A 21737-nucleotide genomic window follows, 5' to 3' on the forward strand; every position below is an offset into this window, starting at 1 on the left:
AGGCATGTCTGTGTCCGCACTTCTCGCAGGTCGGTACCAACTGCGGGGAGTGCTGGGCCGAGGCGGGATGGCCGACGTCCACGACGGGTGGGACCTGCGCCTCGAGCGCCCGGTCGCGATCAAGGTGCTGCGCCCCGAACTCGCGTCCGTCCCCGACACCCGCCGGCGGTTCGAGGCCGAGGCCCGGCTGGCCGCGACGTTGAACCACCCGAACGTGGTCGCGGTGCACGACTGCGGCGAGGACGCGGGAGTGGCCTACATCGTGATGGAACGCCTGCCCGGGCGAACCCTCGCCGACGAGATCGCCACCGGACCCCTACCCGACTCGCGGGTGCGGTCGATCCTTGCCGACGTGCTCGCCGCCGTCGGCGCCGCGCACGGTGCCGGGATCCTGCACCGCGACATCAAACCGGGAAACGTGCTGTTCACCGCGTCGGGCACGGTGAAGGTCGCCGACTTTGGCATCGCGAAGAGCGCGGCGTCCGACCACACTGCGACAGGCCAGGTGCTGGGCACCGTGGCCTACCTCAGCCCGGACCGGATCCTCGGCACACCCGCCTCGACCGCCGACGATCTGTACGCGGTCGGCGTCGTCGGCTACGAAGCCCTCGCCGGGCACCGGCCGTTCGCCGGCGACAACATCCTGTCGCTCGCCCGGGCCATCACCGACGGGGCGGCCCGACCCCTCCACGTGGTGCGTCCGGACGCCGACCCGAACCTCGTGCACACAATCGAACGGGCGATGTCCCGCGATCCGCGGCAGCGGCACGCCGACGCCCAGTCGATGCGGGCCGCCGTTCTCGGAACTCCCGTCGCACACCCGCCGCCGACGAGGGCATTCACGCCCACCACATCCGTTCACCGGCCGGCACCCCAGCATCGGCGACCCGGGCGGACCGGTGTGATCATCGCCGCCGTCGCCGCTCTGCTGGTGGCCGCGGCCGTGGCGGCACTGGCCATCGCGTCGCAGAATCAGAACGGCACCGTCGGTCCCGGCCCGAGCACCACCGCCGTCGCCCCGCCCCCGGCGCCCGTGTCTCCGCCGAGCGGCACCGTCGACGTCGAACCCGTCGCACCGGCGCCGCCGGTCGACGCCCCGAAGACCGGTCCGGGAAACAGCAACGGCAACAACGGGAACGGCAAGACCAAGGACAAGGACAAAGACAAGGACGGCAACTGACCTGATCGGGATTGCCGCGGTCGGGGCATGCGCCCATCAGGAGCCGCGACGCGCGTCCACCGCGGCCCGGACCGCGGGCGCGACGTCGGTCGCGAACTTCCTGACCTGGTCGAGGTCGTCGCCGTCGGTGCCGAAGACGAACGTGTCCATGCCCGTCTCCACCGCGAGTTCCGTCAGTTGGCTCACCCACTGCTCGGCGGTGCCGTGGAACAACGTGTCCGACCGAGTGTCGCTCACCCGGCCGAACACGTTGTAGACGCGGACGATCGAAGCCGGATCGCGGCCGGTGTCCGCTGCACCCGCGTCGATCTTCGCGTGCATGCCAGGAAGAATCTCCGGCGGGAAATAGGAACTCGACGGCACCCACCCGTCGGCCGAGCGTCCCAGCGCCCGCAGCATTCGGGGGCCACCGACGCCCAGCCAGATCCCGATACTGTGCGCCGGGACCGGTCCGGGGTGCACGCCCTCGAGGCGGTAGTGCTCACCGCCGGAATACACGGCACGCTCACCGGACCACATCAGGCGGATCACCTCGACCGCTTCCTCCACTGCCGTCGCGGCCTGCCCGGGCGTGCGCACGTCACCGCCCATCGCGCCGATCGCCTCCCAGAACGCGCCTGCACCCAACGCCAACTCGAACCGGCCTCCCGACATCACGTCGAGGCTGGCCGCCGCCTTCGCCATCGTCGCCGGCGGGCGAAGCGGCAGGCACGCGACGTCCGGCAACACACGCACCCGTTCGGTCCGCGCCAGCAGCGTGCCCATCAGCGACCAGCAGTCGAGGAACTTCGCCTGGTACGGGTGATCCTGGACGCCGATCAGGTCGAGGCCGGTCTCGTCGGCGAGCGCGGCGAGTTCGAACGTGTTGGCCAGCAACTCCACCGTCGGGGTGACGAACACCCCGAACTGCAAGGCCCTGCCGTAATCGGTCATGGGCGCGTCCCTTCTCGGATCGCTGAACTCCCCCCTCGATCATCCAACACTGTGGCCGCCGGGAACACCCGGTTCGTCGCGCGGCATAGTGGGTTCATGACAGACGACACGAAAGACGCTCCCGCACCCGACGTCCGGGACGCGCCCGAACATCACCGCTTCGAAATCCGTGTCGACGACGAGCTGGCCGGGTTCACCGAGTACCTGGACCGCGAGAATCAGCGGATCTTCTTCCACACCGAGATCGGCGAGCAGTTCGCGGGTCGCGGTCTGGCCAGCACGCTGATCCGCAGCGCGCTGACGGAGACCGTCGGGGGCGGCAAGCGGATCGTGCCGATCTGCCCGTTCGTCGCCCGCTACCTCGAGAAGCACGACGACTTCGCCGACGACGTCGACGCCGTCACCCCGGACGCGGTCGAGGCGGTGCGGCACCGGCAGCGCTGATCAGGGTGCGCCGTCGGCGCCGCGAGCCTCTTCGAGCTGCCGGATGAGGGTCGCGGCGTCGTACGGTCCGGTGTGCCGGGTGAGGTCGGTGCCCGTCGCACCAAGGTAGAACGTGGGAGTCCCCCGGAAATCGCTCGACTCGGCGTCGAGTTCGTCGTCGTCGATGCGGTGACCGTACGTGCCTTTGCGGATGTCTTCCTCGAACCGGTCCATGTCGAGCCCCAACTCGGCGGCGTACCCGAAGATCTCGTCCTCGGCGAGGGCGTCGCTGTTGGCGAACAGGTGGTCGTGCATCTCCCAGAACCGGCCCTGGGCGGCCGCCGCCTCACTCGCCTGGGCGGCGAACCGGGCGTGCGGATGGACGGCGTCGAGCGGGAGATGCCGGAAGACGTAGCGGAGTTCGTCCCCGAACTGCGCTCGCACGTCCCGGATGCTGCCGGTGGCCTTGCTGCAGAACGGGCACTCGAAATCGCCGTACTCGACGAGGGTGAGCGGCGCATCCACCGGCCCGCGCACGTGATCGCGGCGGGGATCGACGGGCCGGAGCAGGGTGAGTCCGACGACCTCCGTCGGGGGGTGCACCCAGTCCGAGATCCGGAACAGCGCCCACCCGAGGACGGTGGCGATGACGGCCGCCGTCAGGACGCCGACGCGGGCGTCGTTGGCGAGTTCGGGCGAGTCGATGGCCAGGTCGACGATGAACAGCGAGATCGTGAAGCCGATGCCGGCCAGCGCGCTGCCGCCGGCGATCTGCGACAGACTCAGCCCGGGTGGCAGGCTTCCCGGCCGCAGCTTCGAGAACAATGCGGTGGCCGCGGTGATGCCGACGAGTTTGCCGACCACCAGGCCGAGCACGATGCCCCACGCCAGCGGAGACCGGGCCGCGTCCGTCAATGTCTGCCCGGTGATGACCACGCCGGCGTTGGCAAGCGCGAAGATCGGGACCACGAGGAACGCGGTGTACGGCTGGTAGAAGCGCAGCAGCCGCTCGTTGACGGACACCGCGCGCAGCACCCCGAGCTGGGCGGCGCGGGCGTAGTCGGAGTTCGGTGACTGCCGGAACGCCCGCGTGAGCTCACCTGCCCGCTCGACCTCGCTGCGCCGCGGCGGATACACCGGCAGGATCAGCGCGATGAGCACGCCGACGAGGGTCGGGTGGACGCCGGACTCGTAGAACGCGACCCATGTGCCGGCCGCGACGACGAAGTAGGCGACGCCGCGCCACACCTCGAGCTTGCGCAACTGGACGATCAGCAGCAGCCCGACGCACCCGAGGAGCAGCGGCCCCAGCCGCAGGTTGTCGGTGTAGAAGAAGGCGATGATGGCCAGGGCGCCGATGTCGTCGGCGACGGCCAGGGTCATGATGAACACGCGCAGTCGGGCCGGGCACCTCGGTCCGACCAGCGCAAGTGCGCCGAGCACGAACGCCGTGTCGGTGGAGACGACGACGCCCCACGCACCGGCCTCGTCCCCGGTGGGGTTGAGGAGCAGGAACAGGACGGCGGGTAGCGCCAGACCCGCGATCGCGGCGAGCAGCGGCACGGCGGCGCGGGCACGGTCGGTGAGCTCGCCGATCGTCAGCTCGCGTTTCACCTCCAGCCCGACAACGAAGAAGAACAGCGTCATCAACCCGTCGTTGACCCAGTGCTTCAAGTCGAGACCGATGCTGTAGTCGCCGATCTGGATGGTCACCGGGGTGTGCCAGAACGACTCGTACGAATCACCGATGTTGGCCCACACCAACGCGAGAATCGTGGCGACGAGGAGGAAACCGGCCGACAACTTGTCGTCGTCGGTGTCGTCGCGGATCAGGGCCAACCGCGCCGACAATCGTCGAAGTGTGGTGGGGCTGCTCTGCTCGATCGTCATCTGGTCCTCCCTCACCGTCTCGACCGCTGGTCAGCCTAACGCCGCTCGGCTCGCGCCGCCCGGCCGTCCGATCAAACTCGGATCCGGCCGCGATATCATCCCGCCATGGGATCGAAGCGGGGTAGGAATCCAGGCCAGAAGCGCGCGGCAAAACAGCAGGCACGCCAGCGGAGGAACCGCTCGACGATTGTGCCGATGTTTCCCACTCCCGCCGTCGACCCGACGCTTATCGACAACTTCGTCCAATGGCTGCACACGGGCGACCTCCCCGTAGACACGGATCTCTTCGCGCACCTCGTGGAGTCGACACTCACCAACCTCGCACGCGGCCGCCGCGGATTCCGCGCCACCGGCTGGCTCCCCGCGGACGCTCATGCCCTGCTCGATGTCGCCGATGAAGTGGCCGCAGAGCCTTCCGAGGACATGGAGGACGTCGCAATGGCGATCGTCGCCTCGGCACTGACTTTCCTCAACTATCTCGACGAAAACCGTCTGTGGACCGGGACCGAGGAGGACCTCATCCATTGCATCGAGGACCTCGTACAGTTCCTCGAGCCGCAATCACCCATCCTCCTTCCGGAAGACATCGCGCTTCCCGCCGTGAATGAAGAAGACGAAGTTCGTGCACTCGTCTCGCTCCCGGTGATCACGACCCTCGTCGCACTCGTCGAGTGGGTCGGCGCGGGTGTGCCCGTCACCTCCACCAAGGTGCCCAAACCCGTCTCGCTTCCCGATCTCGCTCAGGCACTGGGTATCGATCTCGCCGTCGACTCCGAGGGGTTTCCGCGTGCGCGGAAGATCCGCTCGATGCGCGACGTACCCGAAATGTTGGAGTATTGGGAAACCGCGGAAGAGATCGGTCTCATCACCGTCAACTCCACGCGGGCGGTCCCCGGACCGAACGCGGAGCTGATCACCGACCGCACGACCCGCGCGCTGCCGCTGATCCGTGCAGCTGTCACCGAATACCTCCGCAGGCAACTCGTATCGGGGCCATGTGATCCACTCGACCCCGCGTATCTGAGCGATATCGTGGTGATCCAGGTGATCTTGGCGGGGATGACAGAGGAGCCCACGGCCAGCTCGGAAGACGCGCCGTTCGACGACGAGCAATCGCTGATGGATGACTTCGTCTACGACCGTTTGGACACGCTGGTGGAACAGAAATGGCTGACCAGGGATGACGCGTACCGAGTTCCAGCCGCACTGCGGCCTGCCGTCCTTCGGGCCGTCCAACTCGTGAGTTCAGAAACCGAGTTTGCACCTTCCGAAGTGGTGGATTCACAAGTTACTTTGCGGATCTCATTGGAAGGCACACACATTCCCGTCTGGCGTCGCATTCGACTCGACGCCACACTTCCGCTCGCCGCTCTCCATGACATCGTCCAGTCGGCGTTCGGGTGGGAAGACTCTCATCTCCACGAATTCTCCGCCGGACCGGCGTACTCGGGCGGCACAGTGTTCATTCCCGCGGCCGACATCGCGCACCGTGATGTCGTGGGTACTGCCGTCCCGGAGGAGGAGGTCGCGGTCGGTTTGTTGCTCAGCTCGGTCGGCGACCGTCTCACCTACCTGTACGACTTCGGTGACGACTGGATCCACCACATCGAGGTCGAGTCGGTCGACAACCCTGCACCCGACTCCCCTGCCGCGCTCTGCCTCGATGGACACAATATGGCGCCCTACGAAGATTCCGGCGGGCCGTGGGGCTGGGCGAACAAGATCGAAGCCAGCGCCGACCCGCATCACGAGGAACACTCCGAGGTCCGGGAGTGGCTCGGCCTTCGCCCAGGTCAGCAACTCGATCCGACATCGTTCGATCGAGACCGGGTGAACAAAGCCTTCGAGACGTTGTTCGCGTAGAGAGCGTCTGAGTCGGTGTCCGCGCGTGATGCGCGGACACCGACTCAGACGTAGTTCTCGAGAACGAACTGGGTGAATCCCTTGCGGATCAGGCGCACGGCCTGCTTCTGTCCCTGACGCAGCACGGACTTCGGCACCCACACCTTCGGCTCGACCGCCATCGTGAGCTGAACCGACGTCCCGCGCGAGGTGGGGACCAGTCGGTACTCCCCTTCCTGGCATTTCTGCTTCTCGCTCTCGAGGAGCGTCCACGACATGTGCTCGTCGTCGATCCACTTGTGCTCGGCCAGCTGAGTGTCCGAGACGCCGAGAACGGCGAGCGTCATCCGCACGGTGCGGGGGCGTCCGTCGTCGAACCGGGACTCGACGACCACCTTCTTGTGCACCGCCGACCACTCGGGAATGCGTTCGACGTCCACCAGCGCGGCCATGACCTGTTCGGGGCTCGCCTCGATCTCGAACTCGCCTGATACCGACAACGCCATCTAGTGCTTCTCCTTCTCGTTTCCGTGCACCCATGTGAGTGGTATTGCGTCCTCCAGCACGCTTTGCCACTCACCTGGCCTACAGTTCGGACGCGTAGCGCTCCAGCATGGCAGCAAGTTCGCCGGGGCGCGCGAGTGCCGCGAGATGGCCCGAGTCGATGACCTCCGGTGCGATACCCAGCCGCTCCCGAACGATCCGCTGCATGAAGTCGAGCGGAAACAGCCGATCACGGCTGCCGGCGACGACCCGCGTCTTCACGAACGGCCACGCCTCCGCCTGCCACACCGTCCCGAACGGGGTGTCCGACATGACGGGCTCCTCGTGGCTGAACGCCTCCTCGGTGACGTCGTCGGGCACGTCGTGGAAGAACAGCGCCCGCAGGTCGTCGGGTGCGTCCGGGTCGCGGCCCTCCAGTAGGTCGAACGCCCGCTTCGCCTCCGGCTGACCGGTGGTCTCCCACCACCGCCCCGGCGCCTCTCCCGGCGCGGGCAGCATCGGTGCCACCAGAACCAGCAGGTCGACGTCGACCTCGCCGCGCTGACAGACGATCGCCGCGGTGAACGCGGACATGGACTGCGCGACCAGCACGATCGTCCCCTCGACATCCTCGACCGCATCGACGACGACGTCGGCGAACTCGTACTGGCCCGCGTCGTCGTCCCCGTACGGAAGGTCGACGGCGATCACCGAGTGCCCGCTCCCCTCCAGGATCGGGGCGACGCGGTGCCAGTACCACGAGTCGGAGCCAGCGCCGGGCAGCAGAACGAAGGTTGCGGGCATCTCGACTCATCTCCTGTTCCGGGACACGATCGGTCGAGTCGAGCCTAAGCGCTACGTGAGCGGGAATGCGCGTCCGAGGACACTTTGCCACTCACCTGTGGGAAGTGAAACGGCAGCGCCGCCGGCGGCGATACACACCATAGATCGGACGAGTCGCTCCGATCGTGCCGGGAACGACCACACACGACGAGAACCGAGCTGACATGTTCACCAACCATCTCTTCGGCGGAATGACCGAACAGGAAATCGACATCGAGATCGCCGACGAGTTGGCGGCCTGACGCAGTTCCCCCGTACGTGAGTGGCGCCGCGCTCCCCGGCACACCGCGCCGCTCACGTACGAATCGCGTTCATGCTCAGCGTCGGTCGGCCGGTGCACCCCTCCGCACGGCAGCCATCGCCAGCCGCGCGAGGTCGTCCGCGGAATATCCCGGCCAGCCGTGCAGTATCCGGCGCCACCCGTCAGGGACCGCCGACGCACCCCATCGGGCACCGAGCAACCCACCCGCGATCGCCGCGGTAGTGTCGGTGTCGTTTCCCGCCCGGACGGCCCGCTCGAGGGCCAACCGCAGGTGATGCGGCCCCGAATCGTCGGCGCCGCTGATCGCCCACCACGCCGTCTGCAGGGCGTGAACCACCCAGCCGTTCTTCGGGAAGTCCGCGGGTGTGCCGCGTTCGGCCTGGTCGAGCAGCGGTCCCCAGTACTCGCCGACCTCGGCCGGCGCCACCTGCAGGTATCCCCGCACCCCGTCGAACGTCCCGAACAGCACCGCGTGCCGGATCGCGTGCGACCACAGCCGGCACGCCTCTCCGGCGCGCTGATCGTCGTGGGTGAGGGCGCCGATCTGGTACGCGGCCTCGGCGCACGCGTCGGCGTCGTCGAGATACGCCAGCGCAACCGGGGCGGTCCGCATCAGCGAACCGTTTCCGCCCTTCCTCCCGGTGATGCTGCGTGCCCGCTCCTGCATGGCCGCGGCCGAGCGGTCACGGGCCGACAGCACGGCGCGCGTCTGATTACCGACGTCGGGCGGGTTGGAATCGATCCACCGAACAAACTGTGCAGCAACGGCATCCAGTCCGTCACCGCGTCCGATGTCCATTCCGGACGCTGCCACCTCCGCGATGGCGGCGGCCATCGACGTGTCGTCGGTCCACTCCCCCGGCGCCCAGTCGAACATGCCGCCCCCGACCATGTCGATCACCGCATCGGCCGCCGGGACGGTGAACTCGTATCCCGCCCCGAGCGCGTCACCCGCAGCGGTGGCGATCAATACGCCTGCGGCTCGGTCGGTCTGACGTTCGGTCAACTCCACAGATCCCCCTTAAATCGAATTCGCTCTAAGGTTAGATCACTATCGATCTAATGCGCAAGACTTCTACGTGTCGGCGGGTCGGCGTAGCGTCACGTAAACATTGTCGACGGAGGAGTACTCATGTCGGGCGAACTGTCGTTCTTCGAACTGGGTGTGGCCAACACGGAGCAGGGCCGAAAGTTCTACTCGGCGTTGTTCGGCTGGGAATTCGAATCCGGACCCGGCGGATCGGGCTACTCGATCACCACCCCGAACGTGCCGGGCGGGATCCACGGCGGCGACGCGGGCGCCGGCCCCTACGTCTTCTTCCGGGTGCCGGACCTCGACGCCGCGGTCGAGCACGTGCTGGCACTCGGCGGCACAATCGACGCGGTGGATCTCGGCGAGGATCCGGAATCGGCGGCGAAATTCGGACGATTCAAGCTGTGCCACGACGACCAGGGGTCCGCCTTCGGTCTGCACGAACCACCCTCCGGCAGCTGAATCAGCGCGCCCGGAACGGGGATTCCCGGGCGCGCTGATTCGGATCGATCGCTTACGGCTCGTTCGGCGAGTCGCCACCGCCCTCGTCACCGCTGTACATGGCCGGTTGCGGAAGCCCGTCGTCCGGGCCGTCGCACCAATTGTCGTACTGGTTGTACGGTTCGGCACCCCACGCCGGGACGTTGTTCTCGTACGGTTCCGCCCAGTCGTCACAACCTGCCGGACCGTACGGCGGAACGCCGGGAGGCAGAGGCGCAACATTATTGCGCGCCCGCACGGGTACGGCTGCCGAGTCGAGCGTGTCACCCCAGGCGACACCGGATGCTCCCAAACCGATCGAGGCCGCGAACACAGCGACCGCAGCCAATCTCATGCCGACCTTCATCGTTGCCTCCCATAGGTGAGACGCTGCCTAAGGGCTGTACCCAAAGACAACGTAAACAATCCTCGAAGCGCGAATTTCGCGGATGAAATTTGACGGACGGTCGGTTTCAGTTCACGACCGAGCGACACGACGGCACAGTGCCTCGTGTGAACGATTCCGTCGAATCAGGGATTGACCGTCCGGCCCTGGTCGTCATTGACCGGCGGCTGCTGCGCGGAAAGCCCGTCATCGGGACCGTCGCACCAATTGTCGAACTGGTTGTACGGATCGGTGCCCCACGCCGGGACATTGTTCTCGTACGGTTCCGCCCAGTCGTCGCATCCGATCGGACCGTTCTGCGGGAACCCGGGCGGCATCGGCTGAATGACATCCGGCCGACGCACCGGCACCGCCGAGTCGAGACTGCTTCCCCAGGCGACACCGGATGCTCCCAATCCGATCGAAGCCGCGAACACTGCCACCGCGGCCACCCTCCTACCCATTCTCATGATTGCCTCCGTTGGTTTCATGGCCTCCCCGGGTGCGGTACCCAGAAACCCGGAAAACAATCCTCGACGAGGGTGTTTCGTCCAGAAAATTCGACGATCAGTCGGTTTCGGGGCGGCAGCGCACGTACATCTCGGTCACCGACGTCAACACCTGCTTGCCCGACCCGTTGACAATCTCCGTCGCGACGGTCACCAACGCCCGCCCACGATCGTCGCGCTTCACGTCCTCGATCAGCAGGTTCCCGGTCAGCACGTCCCCCGGCCGCACCGGCCGGAGGAAGTTGACGTCACGCATCCGGCTCCCCGCGATGACGCTCCAGCGGGCGTAGAGAGTGGTCGCGGACAGTCGCTGACACACCGCGATCGTGTGCACACCACTCGCAATGAGCCCACCGAAATAGCCCTCATCTGCGGATTCACGGTCGATGTGGAACGACTGCGGATCCCACTGCCCCGCGAACTCGAGCACCTCATCCTCGGTCACCGTGTACGAGCCCAGCTCGAACTTCTCGCCGACCCCGAGGTCGTCCGCATAAACGACGTCACACTTGCTGTCCACCACAAACCGTCCGATCATTCGCTCGCGCCTCCACGAACACGGAGACTCCGTCGAGGATATGACCGCACGCCCGCTGCGGCGACAGCGCCCTTCCGCCAGCAGCAGGAAGGGACTCCTCAGTTCTCGTCGTACCTCGGCCAGCCTGGATACGGAGCAAGCGTCGGGTAGGGACCATCATGGGGCAAGTTCACTTGCTGTGGTCGAGCGTCCGGGGCGTCGGGCATGCGCGAGTCGCACTCACGATCAGCTTCGATGCTGGCGGTCGCAGGTTGATGGTGACGGATCGTCCATCCAGCGAACACGTCTTGCGCAGGCGCCCGCTCAGGTCCGGATGAATCAAGGGCGACACTGTCCGCGACAGGCGCGGTTGGTGCAACTATCTCGATCTCTTCGGTTCCGATGGACGTGGATCCGATGTTGTAATACTTCCCGTCGTCGCCAAGTCTCATGACCGCATAGTCACCCGTACACACGGTCGCAAACCATCCACCCGGAGTTGGAGACAGCCACAAGAGGTGTTCGAACTGGGTTCCTGTGTACTGGGCGAGAGGCTGGTTGCTTCTGCCGCCGTAGTTCCAGCGTCCTACCTGCGCGGCCGTCGCGTCGGGGAATCCTGGGTAGCCCTTCTCCACGCTGTGAGCGCTGAGTGCGACGTAGTAGGACTCCAAATACGCCCTTACGACCGTCGATTCGCGGCTTGTGAGATCGATCCCCGACTCCGCAGTCCATCGGAAGTTGAAGCCGATGTTGTCCGGCACTGCGTACTCGGCCGACAGCGCTGGAGGTTTTGGCTGATCGCTGACTTCGCCACCAGACCCACACCCGGTCAACGCGGCTACGACCAACACCATCGTTACAACGCGTGCCCTCATCGACCGGGCTCCGGAGCCAGAACTTCATCGCGTCCGCCATTCACAGCAAGGGTGAACGAGTCGATATCCACCAAGCCAGCATTCACTATGTACCCGTTGAGGACGGCTTGCAGAACCGGCAGAGCGCGTTCCGGCTCACCTGACGCGATCTCATCGAAACTCTTCAAGGGACCGCCGGGGCCCTCAGTGAAGGAATCGAGTCGCGGGAACGGATCGAGAACGCCCCCGTTCTGTTGCTGAAGCCCGAGTGCGATTTGGTAATAATGCTGAGCAAGGCTCGTTTCGTAGGTGACGTCACCGTTTGCCTTGACAATAGCTTCTGGGACCGAACCCAGCACAGCACTCTTGAAGGTTGGGTCGGCCAGGTCCATGCCGGTGGAAAGAATAGGACCGACCGCAGGGATGAACTCGACGCCCTTTCCAATCGCGGTACGAATGGTGTCGTACGCAACGCCTTTACTCTCGAATCCTGCCGAGTTTTCGGACGTGGCATCTCCCATTCGGTCGTTGAACTCGAGATCAAGACCCTTGTCGACGACCCCCTGAAGGCGCCCCGCCCATGCGCCGTATTCCTGAATCCAGTTCTGCGGATCATGCCCACCGACCGCCCAAGCCTGCTGGAGTTGTGCGGACATTCCGAATGCCTGCGCATTAAGATTCGCCGCGGCATCAGCATTCGAGTCGATCACCGAGAACAATCGGGAGGCATTGTCGATGCCGAATCCTTCGCTACCGGGTGGCCCAGAGAACCCATTGTTTCCGGTGAAGTCCTGTGGAGCACCCACCATTTCAGCGACATAGGGAGCTACGACCTTGCCCAATGCCTGTGTGATTTCGGGGTTCACCTCGCCGATGGCCTGGCCTTTCATCCCGGGGATGTCGAGCAGTTCGGCGTCTTTGGCAGCGAGGATCTGTGCCAGCCCGAAGGCCGATTCGCCTGCTTGTTGCGACCGGAACATCTCTCCGAGGTCCGACGGGTCCGAGGGCCTGGCGTCGTCGGCGATCCAGTCGAACATCCCGGCGACGTTCCGTTCGCCGCCCTCGGCCCAATCGCGCTGGAGTAGAGGCATGACGACGTCGTCGCGGTTGTAATCGGTCGGCATGCCTTCACCGGACAGGATGTTGTGGACGGCGGCATGGTCGCGGCCACCGACCCCGACCATGTCCTGCAGGAGTGTGTCGACGCCGTCGCGGCGCAGAACGTTGTGGTCGAAGGAGTCTCCGATCAGCAGACTCTTGTCGTTCGTGGCCGACGCGATCTCGCCGGCACGGGAGAGGAGATTCTCGCTCAGCTCGCTGCCCTGCTGAACGGCAGGGTCTGCGAGTCCGAACGCCTTGGTGAATCGCGCCAGGTCGTGGCCGTTGTTGACGACCATCGACTGCTGCGGGGAGTCGTTCGCACCCTTCGTGAGGTTGCCGGTCGACGTCACCGGCCCCTCGAACAGCCCACGAAGGCTTTCCGGGATATGACTCCGTCCGCCGACGTCACCGGCTGCACTGCCGACGTTGTAGTTCGACACGACGGCGAGGCCGTTGGACAACGCGCTCGCGGCCTCCGTCCGACCGTTCTCGCTGTACTGCTCGGACAGTGCGAGGAAGCCGTCCTTGCCGGCCGCCGTGTAGAACTGCTGGAGGAAATCCATCGTTCCCTGCGGAACGTCGGTGACCTTGCCGCCGTCTGCCAGCGTCTTCACCTGTTCGGGGTTCAGCCCCGCGGCCGCGATCTCCCTGGCAACGCGGTCGCGGACGTCCTGCGGAATGTCGGAGCCGCCCCGCGCGACCTGCTCGCCCAGTGCGGTGCCCTCGTGCCCCGACAGGCCCGCCGACGCGGGGGCGCTCGCTGCGACGGCCCCGAGGGCGTCCCGGATCGCCGTCGCCATGTCCCGATCGGCGTTGTCGAGTTCCGTCAGCGCACCATCGAGTTGACTGCGCCAGTACTCCATCAAGTCGGCGTGCTCGGCGGCTTCAGCGTCACTCATCGTCTTCGGCTGACTGACGATCTGCCAGTCGTCGGAGACGGTGAATCCGTCGGTCGCCGCTTTGTCGATGACGGTGGCGACGTAGTCCCGCGCATGACCGAGACGATCGGCCCCTCCCACCAGCGCAGTCGACAGATCGTCCAGATCGTCTGCGAGCCGACGGAATTCCGTTCGCTCGGTGTTCGCCCGCTGCTCGGCGGCGGCCTGCGACGGACCGCGCCAGTCGTCGTGGAGGCCCAGATCCGCAACGACCCGATAGACGTCCTCGGCCCGGCTTCGCGTGTCTTCGGCGGTCCGACCGATTTCCTCACCTGCCAACGTCAGGTCCCGTGGATTCCAGACGTGCAGTTGCGACCTACGCGGAATCACATCTGTCCCATCGCCGACAGCTGCGAAGCGAACGTCGTGTCGACGACGTCGTAGTTCTCGGCCCCGTCGCCCGCGATGAACGCCATCTCGTCGATGCGACTGGCTGCGACGCCGAGCGCGGACGCGAGGATGTCGCCGGCGTCCCGGCACGCGGCGGCCGTGTCGGACCCCTCGACGGCCAGGCCCGCGTTGTCGAAGCTCCGCCGACCGCCGAGCGCCTCGACCTCACGGGCGATGGCGCCGAGCGAACCGGACATCGCACGGAGCATGTCGGGGTCGACCTTGACGACCGTGACGTCCGGTCCGCCGAGCACCGGCGGCAATCCTGGGACGCTCGCCAGCGGAGGTCGCGGCACACCGGTCCCGTCCAGTGAACCGATGACACTGTCCGGCCACGTCATATCGCCCTCTGACATCGACTTTCCCCCTGTTTTCTGCATCGAGGCCCACCCCTGGACCCGGGCCACCGAGATGCTCGGCGACCGTGGAGAGAATAGCGGACACCTCGACACGGACGCATGACCACAACACGGTTGTGCATCGGTTGGGCGGATACGCGGATTGGGAATGGCACGAACCGGGTATCGAGACGAGATGGCCATCACCGATATCAAGGAGTACAGCCACCTCACCGAGGCGGATGTGGAGGCGCTGGGCGCGGAACTCGATGCGATCCGCGCCGGCATCGAGGAGTCCCGCGGCGCCCGCGACGCGCGGTACATCGACCGGGCGATCAAGCTGCAGCGGTCGCTGGCGATTGCGGGCCGGGTCGTCCTGTTCGGCAGCCGGAAGAGACCGGCGTGGCTCCTGGGGACCGCCCTGATGGGTGCGGCGAAGATCATCGAGAACATGGAACTCGGCCACAATGTCATTCACGGCCAGTGGGATTGGATGAACGATCCCGAGATCCACTCGTCGAACTGGGAGTGGGACAACACGTGCCCGTCTTCGGGGTGGAAGCACTCGCACAACTACGTGCACCACAAGTTCACCAACATCGTGGGACTCGACAGCGACGTCGGCTACGGGATTCTGCGGATGACCCGCGACCAGAAGTGGTCGCCGGTGTACCTGGCGCAGCCGTTCTACAACGTGCTGCTCGCGTTGCTGTTCGAGTGGGGGGTCGCGCTGCACCACCTGGACGTGGAGAGTATACGGCGCGGCGATTACGACCGCGCCGAAACCCTCCGCAACGCGAAGGAGGTGGGACGGAAGATCGCGCGGCAGGTCGGCAAGGACTACGTGGTGTTCCCGGCGCTCACCGGCCCGGCATGGAAGAGCACGCTGACGGCGAACATCACGGCCAACGTGATCCGGAATCTGTGGGCCTACGGTGTCATCTTCTGCGGCCACTTCCCGGACGGCGCAGAGAAATTCACCGAGGAGGAGTTCGACCGGGAGACCAAGGCCGAGTGGTATCTGCGTCAGATGCTGGGCTCGGCGAACTTCCACGCGGGCCCGGTACTCGCGTTCATGAGCGGCAACCTCTGTTACCAGATCGAGCATCACGCGTTCCCGGATCTCCCCAGCAACCGCTACGCCGAGATCGGTGTGAAGATGCGGGCACTGTGCGACAAGTACGACCTCCCGTATACGACGGGTTCCCTCCCCCACCAGTACGGACTCACCCTTCGCACCATCTTCAAGCTCGCCCTGCCCAACCGCTTCCTGTCGGCGTCCGCGGACGACGCACCGGAGACGGCGTCCGAACTGCGCTTCCGCATCCGGGGTGGGATGAAGGAAGTGTTCGGAGTCGACCCTGCGACCGGTAAGCGGCGCGGGTTGCGCACGGCGCTGGCCATGATCCGCAACTGACCCGGACGCCCGCGCGTACCGGAAGCGTTGCACCGTATCTGATCGAACAGGATCACTTGGGCAGCAACGGTTCCCACCACCGCAACACAAGCAAGAAACGGCTATCGCGGCGATAGCCGCTGAGCCGGAGAAGTTCCTTGACGCTGCCCGGCGCCGACACCAGGATCAGTGAGACCGTCGTCACAAACCCCTGATCTGTGGAGGTAACCCATGGCGTCACCTGTTCCTACTCCCGACTTCCCCATGCGCAGGACTTGCCCGTTCTCCGCGCCGGCCGAGTACCGCGAACTGCGAGATACCCAGCCGGTTGCGCCGGTGAGCCTTTGGGATGGCCGTTCCGCCTGGTTATTGACGCGCTACGACGACATCCGTTCGATCCTGCGGTCGTCCTCGATCAGTTCGCAGACGAGAAGACCCAACTTTCCCTTCCTGTCCGAGTCCGATCAGGCAGCCAAATTGCAGGACGAATCCCTGCAACGGATGGACGGACCAGAGCACAGCCGACGGCGCCGACTCCTGATCCCCTTCTTCACCGTTCATCGGATCGAGGCACTGCGGCCGACGGTGACGAAGTTGGTACGGGAACTCCTGGAGAACCTGGTCACCAAGACTCCGCCTGTCGACTTCTTCGCCGAGTTCTCTCTGGTCGTGCCGTCGACAGTCGCATGCGAACTACTCGGCGTCCCGTATCAGGATCACGAATTCTTCCAGGAGAAGAGTGCGGTACGGATCTCACGCACAGCGACCCCCACCGAAATCACGGAGGCTACCGACCAACTGCTCGACTACCTGGGCGGACTGCTCGACGCGCGCACGGCCGACCCCCGCGACGACGTGATGACCTTCTTGGCGGACCATGTGACCAATGGTGATCTGACCCGCGAAGATGCGTTGATGGACGCAAATCTCCTCCTTCTCGGCGGCCATGAAACCACCGCCAACGTGATCACCCTGGGAACGATGGCACTCCTCGAGAATCCGGACCAGTTGGCGCGAATCACGTCCGGAGAGGTCACCGTCACCAACGCCATCGAGGAACTTCTCCGCATCACGTCGGTCACACATAGCAATGCGATGCGCCTGGCACTCGAAGACATCGAGGTTGGTGGTCGAACAATTCCGGCGGGCGACGGCTTCATTGCGGCAGTATCCGCGGCGAACTGGGACGAGTCCGTCTTCCCGAATCCGGAAGTACTCGACGTCGGCCGGCCGGAAGCCCGCCAGCACATGGCCTTCGGGTACGGAGTTCATCAGTGCCTCGGACAGGCTCTCGCGCGTATGGAACTGGAAGTTGTGCTCGAGGCCGTGTTCGACGTCGTTCCCGGTCTCCGGTCGGCACAGCCGATCGAACAGCTCAGATTCAAGGACGATTCAGCGTTCTACGGGGTCCACGAATTCCCGGTGACCTGGTAACGAGCGAATCAAGCAGACAACTCATGGTGCGGGCTTCACCTGCCGGGTGAGCCCGTGAGGTAGTTCGATGGCAAGGAGCGGTTGTGATTCGGGTGTCGGTAGATAACACGAAGTGCATTGCGGCGGGACTCTGCGTCGGGCGTGAGCCGGGCATCTTCGATCAGAACGACGACGACGGTCTGGTGTTCGTTCATCGAGAGAATGTCCTCCCCGGCGAGCAAGAGGGGGTGATCGAATCGGAACGCATCTGTCCCTCTGGAGCCATTGCGGTGCACACGGATTGATCACGGTGCCCGATAGACTCGCGGAAAGTAGGCTTCACAGTGCGCAATTCGTTCAACGAAACCGAAGTGCGAGTCGTGGTCGAACAACGGACGGCCATCACCGAGGAGGTCATCCAACTCGAGTTACGAAACGAAGACGGATCGAATCTTCCGGCGTGGGAACCCGGATCGCACATCGAGTTGATCCTGTCGGAATCCACGGTTCGCCAGTATTCGCTGTGCGGAGATCCCGCAGACCGTAGCTGTTGGAAAATCGCGGTGCTCCGGGACGTCTCGGGCCGGGGCGGATCGCAGCGAATTCACAATGAACTGCAGGAGAAGTCATTCGTGACGGCACGGGGGCCACGCAACCTGTTCCCACTCCGGCCGTCACGTCACTACCTCTTCATCGCGGGCGGGATCGGTATCACCCCGATGCTGCCGATGATTTCCGCTGTGGCGAAATCGGGCGCCCGATGGGCGATTCACTACGGTGGCCGCTCACGCCAGTCGATGGCTTTCGTCGATCAACTGTTGGAATTCGACCACTCCGGCGTTCATCTCTACCCACAGGACGAGGTCGGGTTCATCGATCTCGGTTCAGCACTGGCGGATCCCGATCCCGAGACCTTGGTCTACTGTTGTGGACCCGAACCGCTTCTCTCCGCGGTCGAGGACCGGTGCCGGTCGACCTGGCCTCCGGATTCGCTGTGTTTGGAACGCTTCTCCCCGCGAGCCATCGACGAGCACGCAGCCGAAACTGCGTTCCAAGTAGAACTGGTGCAGTCTGGGAAGACAATCACCGTGAATCCCGGTCAGAGCATTCTCGATGCCGTCGAACAGTCGGGTGTTCCGGTCCTCTCGTCGTGCATGGAGGGTACGTGTGCATCATGTGAAGTCGCTGTTCTGGACGGCGTCCCGGACCACCGGGATTCCGTTCTGGACGAGCGTGAACGCGAGGCCGGCAAGACGATGATGATCTGCGTCTCGCGTGCCACGAGTACGCGTCTCGCCATCGACCTCTGACCGACAGAGCCCTTGCCCCCACGGGGGCAAGGGCTCTGCCTATTCGGCAGGGTCACGACGATCTACAACGCTCGACGCGCCAGGCTGAAGACCTGCCCGGTGGGACCGCCGACGCGCTGCCGGGCCAGCCACCCGACGAGTTCCGCGACTTCATGCGGCAGTTTCACACGCTCACTCGGCAAGCCGTCAGGCGCTTCACCCACTGCGACCAGACCTCGAGTGAGCTGTGTGGCTACGGGCCCGGGGATCACTTCGTTCACGTCGATACCGTGCTCCCAGACTTCTTCGGCCAAGGTCTTCGTGAGATGACTGACCCCCGCCTTGGACGCACCGTAGGCCGAGAATCCAGCCGTCGTCGAATGCCCGTGACCCGACCCGATCAGGATGATCCGACCACCGCCGGCCTCGATCATGAAGGGAAGAACCGCTCGCGCAATGTTGAACGTGCCTATCAAGTTCAGTGTGACCACACGGGCCCAGTCGGCGGGATCGGCGTCGATCACCGCGCAGGGAGCCCCCGCACCGGCACTGTTGACGAGAACATCGACGTCACCGAACACATCGACTGCTTGACGGACCGCGGCATCGCACGCGTCGAAGTCGGAGACATCGCACGGTACGACCAGCGCCTTCGAGCCGAGCGCCTCCACCTCACTTGCGACAGCGTCCAGCTCCGTTGACGTTCGAGAAGCCAGGACGATGTTGACACCCGCGCCGGCGAGGTGGAGCGCGCAAGCACGGCCGATCCCTCGTCCTGCCCCGGTGACGACCGCGACCTTGTTCGACAAGTCGAATGCGTCACTCTTACCTGCTATCTGACTGATCATGTGGGAATTCCTCTGCTATCTCTTATCAGACGCGCGCGAAGGGCGGGACGATGTCTTCGTAGTGCACCGCGCCCTTCTCGAGCATGCCCAGCCGATCCATGACCTCGGCAGCATGCTCGATCCCGCTACGAGTGACCTTCCAGTTCGGACTGACCTTCGGGAAGACGCGATCGACCATGAAATCGATTGTCCTGACCGCGTCGCCCGGTGCCTCGTTGTTGAAGGTTCCCTCGTTGAGGAGTTGTGCCGCAGCAGCGCGATTGTCGGTGATCCACGTCTTGGCCTCCCACTGGGCAGCAAGCCACGCGTCGGCAGTGTCCTGACTCGCGTCGACCTTGTCTTCACGCATGACCAGGGGGCACACTTGCAGATCACTCAGCAGCTGCGGGGTACCGGCGGCACTGAAGTCGATCAGCATCCGGCCACCGGCTTGCGTGGCAACGGACAGACCCGCGCCGTACGTGAATCCCACATAGGCGTCGAGCCGGTCGTTCTTCATCTGGGCGATTGCGGCCGACAGCTGCCCCACCCCGAGGACAGTAATGTCATCGCGCTTCATCCCTGCCGCCTCGAGCGCCAGATTCAAAATGTTGTCGGTACCTGCACCGATCGCGGTGACACCGATCGTCTTCCCCTTCAAGGAAGCCATCTTTTCGGCGAAAGTGGCGTTCTCACCGGGCCAGTCACCCGGTCCCACGATCAGGTTGTAGGTGTTGACGGGCATGCGCATGCCGACGATCACCGGCCGTTTGCCGGTCTGGCTCTTGGCGAAGGCGAGCATCGCGCCCATCGTGTCCATCGCAGCGCCATCGATCGCGCCCGCACTGACCATCTGCAAACCTTGCACGCCGCTCTGGGGGTAGATGAGCTTCGGAACTTCCAGGTTGAAGAGTGAGAACTGGTTTTGAGCGACATTGATCGCATCGATCAGGAAGTTGTCACCGGAGGACGATCCCACTACGAACGGAGTCGGCCTGGCGAGCGCACCAGCGGCTTTCGGCCCCTGCGTGCCGGCTGCTCCGCCGCCTCCCCCGCATGCGGCGAGTAGGGAACCGACACCGACGGCCAGCGCTCCAGCGCCGGCGAACTTGAACACATTGCGCCGGCTGATTGCAGACCCGGGCGCCGCGCCACGAATTCGCCCGGCGGATTCGACGCGGTGGAAATCCTTGCTCATCGCTCTCCCTAAGCTCACAACATCAGGGCAGGCAAAATCGATCGTTTCGCCTGAAAGTGGACAGCCGATCCCGAATCGTACAAACCACAGAAGTTCCCGCACGCGATATCACAGGACGTTCACTCACCCAAATCGGCTGGCCACTAGTGGACCAGCAGCGCACCGAGGTGTCAAGGTCGATCGACATACCCGGGAACTATCACCCCGATAGACATTTTCGGTTGCTCGTATACCCCCGGGATGCGATTCTCACCTCATGAGAGATTCTGTGTTGCAACGGCATCCAACTCGGAGTTTCATGCGCCTTCTTCGTCGGACCCGATAGTTCGCGCACAGTTCCTCCGCTCCCCCGAACTGATCCGTAAAGGAACTGACAATGCACCAAGCACTGAGATCCAATGTGCCTGTCGCCGCCGCTGATGTCGAGTACGGCCGACTTCTCCGGTTGGACGGACAGCGGATTGTCGTACTCGGGGCCGGAAGTGGCATCGGGGAACACACCAGTCGCATGTTGGCCTCCATGGGCGCCGAATTGGTATGCGTCGACGTCGACCCCGCGGGCGCGGAGTCGATCAGCCGAACCCTGAACTGCCCTTCGCTCTGTGCCGACGTGACGTCCGAGTCCGGCGTCGCGGAACTCGTGAAGTTCATCGAAGACGAAGTCGGGGAGATCCACGGATTTGTCGACGTCGTCGGCAGGACGACTCCGAAGCCGTTGGCGGAGTTCACCTTGGCCGACTGGGAAGACGACTTCCGTGTCAATACCCGGCACGCGTTTCTTCTCGGGCAAGCGCTTTGTCCGCTGATCGCCCGCAGCGGCGGCGGATCCATTGTCTTCGTCTCCAGCTCGTGGTCCCAGTACGCCAGCCCGGCCGCCCCCGGTTACGGTCCCGCAAAGGCGGCGCTGAACACCTGGATCAAGCAACTCGCGGCCGCATACGGTCCGGCGGGCGTCCGAGTCAACGGCGTTACCCCGGGGTTCTTCCTGACCGCCCGCATGGTCGAGACGCTCGACCGGATCGGCCGGACAGCAGCAGAATCGATCGTCAACCAGGCTCTGCTCGAGCGCTTGGGGCAGGCGTACGAGGTGGCAGGCGCCATCGGATTCCTGCTGTCCCCGGCGGCCGGTTACATCACCGGCAGCCTGATTCCGGTCGAGGGCGGTGCGACCTCCCGAGACCCGCTCGGGTTCGCTCGGCGCGAGTGAAATCGA

At 64.9% G+C, this 21737-nt stretch carries 23 protein-coding genes; 10 read left to right on the forward strand and 13 right to left on the reverse strand.

What is annotated here, in order from left to right:
• The first annotated feature begins 4 nt into the window (after positions 1–4).
• The gene (locus I1A62_RS15270) at positions 5–1180 is read left to right on the forward strand and encodes a serine/threonine-protein kinase (protein ID WP_219459046.1); all 1176 of its coding nucleotides are present in this window, start codon (positions 5–7) and stop codon (positions 1178–1180) included.
• Between the two features lie 36 nt (positions 1181–1216).
• On the opposite strand, the gene I1A62_RS15275 is transcribed toward I1A62_RS15270, so the two are convergent.
• Entirely contained in the window at positions 1217–2113 is an 897-nt protein-coding gene (locus I1A62_RS15275; RefSeq protein ID WP_219459047.1) for an LLM class flavin-dependent oxidoreductase, read from the reverse strand.
• Between the two features lie 96 nt (positions 2114–2209).
• On the opposite strand from I1A62_RS15275, the gene I1A62_RS15280 reads away from it, so the two are divergent.
• Positions 2210–2557 carry a GNAT family N-acetyltransferase gene (locus I1A62_RS15280; RefSeq protein ID WP_124389679.1) on the forward strand — a complete coding sequence of 116 codons (348 nt, stop codon included), beginning with the start codon at positions 2210–2212 and terminating at the stop codon, positions 2555–2557.
• Here the strand turns inward: I1A62_RS15280 and nhaA are convergent, their stop codons facing one another.
• The gene (gene nhaA, locus I1A62_RS15285) at positions 2558–4426 is read right to left on the reverse strand and encodes a Na+/H+ antiporter NhaA (protein ID WP_219459048.1); all 1869 of its coding nucleotides are present in this window, start codon (positions 4424–4426) and stop codon (positions 2558–2560) included.
• Positions 4427–4621: 195 nt separating this feature from the next.
• Here nhaA and I1A62_RS15290 point away from each other — a divergent pair, with 195 nt between their 5' ends.
• Positions 4622–6289, forward strand: coding sequence for a plasmid pRiA4b ORF-3 family protein (locus I1A62_RS15290; protein ID WP_257890814.1), 1668 nt, complete (start codon positions 4622–4624; stop codon positions 6287–6289).
• Positions 6290–6333: 44 nt separating this feature from the next.
• Here the strand turns inward: I1A62_RS15290 and I1A62_RS15295 are convergent, their stop codons facing one another.
• From I1A62_RS15295 to I1A62_RS15305, 3 genes are all read right to left on the reverse strand, one after another.
• Positions 6334–6774, reverse strand: a complete 441-nt coding sequence (locus tag I1A62_RS15295; protein WP_124389682.1) for an SRPBCC family protein — start codon at positions 6772–6774, stop codon at positions 6334–6336.
• 79 nt (positions 6775–6853) lie between these two features.
• On the reverse strand, positions 6854–7555 hold the full coding sequence (locus tag I1A62_RS15300; protein ID WP_124389683.1) for an alpha/beta fold hydrolase: 702 nt from the start codon (positions 7553–7555) through the stop codon (positions 6854–6856).
• 356 nt (positions 7556–7911) lie between these two features.
• On the reverse strand, positions 7912–8868 hold the full coding sequence (locus I1A62_RS15305) for an ADP-ribosylglycohydrolase family protein (protein ID WP_219459050.1): 957 nt from the start codon (positions 8866–8868) through the stop codon (positions 7912–7914).
• Between the two features lie 120 nt (positions 8869–8988).
• Here I1A62_RS15305 and I1A62_RS15310 point away from each other — a divergent pair, with 120 nt between their 5' ends.
• Positions 8989–9351 carry a VOC family protein gene (locus tag I1A62_RS15310; protein WP_124389686.1) on the forward strand — a complete coding sequence of 121 codons (363 nt, stop codon included), beginning with the start codon at positions 8989–8991 and terminating at the stop codon, positions 9349–9351.
• A 52-nt stretch (positions 9352–9403) separates the two neighbouring features.
• On the opposite strand, the gene I1A62_RS15315 is transcribed toward I1A62_RS15310, so the two are convergent.
• From I1A62_RS15315 to I1A62_RS15335, 5 genes are all read right to left on the reverse strand, one after another.
• Positions 9404–9736, reverse strand: a complete 333-nt coding sequence (locus I1A62_RS15315) for a hypothetical protein (protein ID WP_219459051.1) — start codon at positions 9734–9736, stop codon at positions 9404–9406.
• Between the two features lie 164 nt (positions 9737–9900).
• Positions 9901–10224, reverse strand: a complete 324-nt coding sequence (locus tag I1A62_RS15320; protein WP_124389687.1) for a hypothetical protein — start codon at positions 10222–10224, stop codon at positions 9901–9903.
• 97 nt (positions 10225–10321) lie between these two features.
• On the reverse strand, positions 10322–10801 hold the full coding sequence (locus I1A62_RS15325) for a MaoC/PaaZ C-terminal domain-containing protein (RefSeq protein WP_124389688.1): 480 nt from the start codon (positions 10799–10801) through the stop codon (positions 10322–10324).
• 98 nt (positions 10802–10899) lie between these two features.
• Positions 10900–11655, reverse strand: coding sequence for a hypothetical protein (locus I1A62_RS15330; protein WP_219459052.1), 756 nt, complete (start codon positions 11653–11655; stop codon positions 10900–10902).
• A complete protein-coding gene (locus tag I1A62_RS15335; RefSeq protein WP_257890815.1) occupies positions 11652–13535 on the reverse strand; it encodes a hypothetical protein in 1884 nt (627 codons plus the stop codon). The genes I1A62_RS15330 and I1A62_RS15335 overlap by 4 nt, the downstream gene beginning before the upstream one ends.
• A 72-nt stretch (positions 13536–13607) precedes the next feature.
• On the opposite strand from I1A62_RS15335, the gene I1A62_RS46365 reads away from it, so the two are divergent.
• Positions 13608–14057, forward strand: a complete 450-nt coding sequence (locus I1A62_RS46365) for a hypothetical protein (RefSeq protein ID WP_257890816.1) — start codon at positions 13608–13610, stop codon at positions 14055–14057.
• Here the strand turns inward: I1A62_RS46365 and I1A62_RS15340 are convergent.
• A complete protein-coding gene (locus tag I1A62_RS15340) occupies positions 14000–14404 on the reverse strand; it encodes a hypothetical protein (protein ID WP_124389874.1) in 405 nt (134 codons plus the stop codon). The two genes, I1A62_RS46365 and I1A62_RS15340, sit on opposite strands and share 58 nt — an antisense overlap.
• A gap of 193 nt (positions 14405–14597) precedes the next feature.
• Here I1A62_RS15340 and I1A62_RS15345 point away from each other — a divergent pair, with 193 nt between their 5' ends.
• The 4 genes from I1A62_RS15345 (at position 14598) to I1A62_RS15360 (ending at position 18520) form a co-directional block, all read left to right on the forward strand.
• Positions 14598–15818, forward strand: a complete 1221-nt coding sequence (locus I1A62_RS15345; RefSeq protein ID WP_124389690.1) for a fatty acid desaturase — start codon at positions 14598–14600, stop codon at positions 15816–15818.
• 210 nt (positions 15819–16028) lie between these two features.
• Entirely contained in the window at positions 16029–17231 is a 1203-nt protein-coding gene (locus tag I1A62_RS15350; RefSeq protein WP_124389691.1) for a cytochrome P450, read from the forward strand.
• 83 nt (positions 17232–17314) lie between these two features.
• Positions 17315–17515 (forward strand): ferredoxin, encoded by a 201-nt coding sequence (locus I1A62_RS15355; protein WP_225857904.1) that lies wholly within the window; start codon positions 17315–17317, stop codon positions 17513–17515.
• 75 nt (positions 17516–17590) lie between these two features.
• A complete protein-coding gene (locus tag I1A62_RS15360; RefSeq protein ID WP_257890817.1) occupies positions 17591–18520 on the forward strand; it encodes a PDR/VanB family oxidoreductase in 930 nt (309 codons plus the stop codon).
• Positions 18521–18582: 62 nt separating this feature from the next.
• On the opposite strand, the gene I1A62_RS15365 is transcribed toward I1A62_RS15360, so the two are convergent.
• The gene (locus I1A62_RS15365; protein WP_219459055.1) at positions 18583–19347 is read right to left on the reverse strand and encodes an SDR family NAD(P)-dependent oxidoreductase; all 765 of its coding nucleotides are present in this window, start codon (positions 19345–19347) and stop codon (positions 18583–18585) included.
• Between the two features lie 25 nt (positions 19348–19372).
• Complete coding sequence (locus I1A62_RS15370; RefSeq protein WP_219459056.1) at positions 19373–20524, reverse strand: ABC transporter substrate-binding protein; 1152 nt, start codon at positions 20522–20524, stop codon at positions 19373–19375.
• 376 nt (positions 20525–20900) lie between these two features.
• Here I1A62_RS15370 and I1A62_RS15375 point away from each other — a divergent pair, with 376 nt between their 5' ends.
• The gene (locus I1A62_RS15375; protein ID WP_219459057.1) at positions 20901–21731 is read left to right on the forward strand and encodes an SDR family NAD(P)-dependent oxidoreductase; all 831 of its coding nucleotides are present in this window, start codon (positions 20901–20903) and stop codon (positions 21729–21731) included.
• Positions 21732–21737 lie beyond the last annotated feature (6 nt).

Origin of the sequence: Rhodococcus sp. USK10 (assembly GCF_019378875.1) — a bacterium.
GTDB lineage: Bacteria > Actinomycetota > Actinomycetes > Mycobacteriales > Mycobacteriaceae > Rhodococcus_F > Rhodococcus_F pseudokoreensis.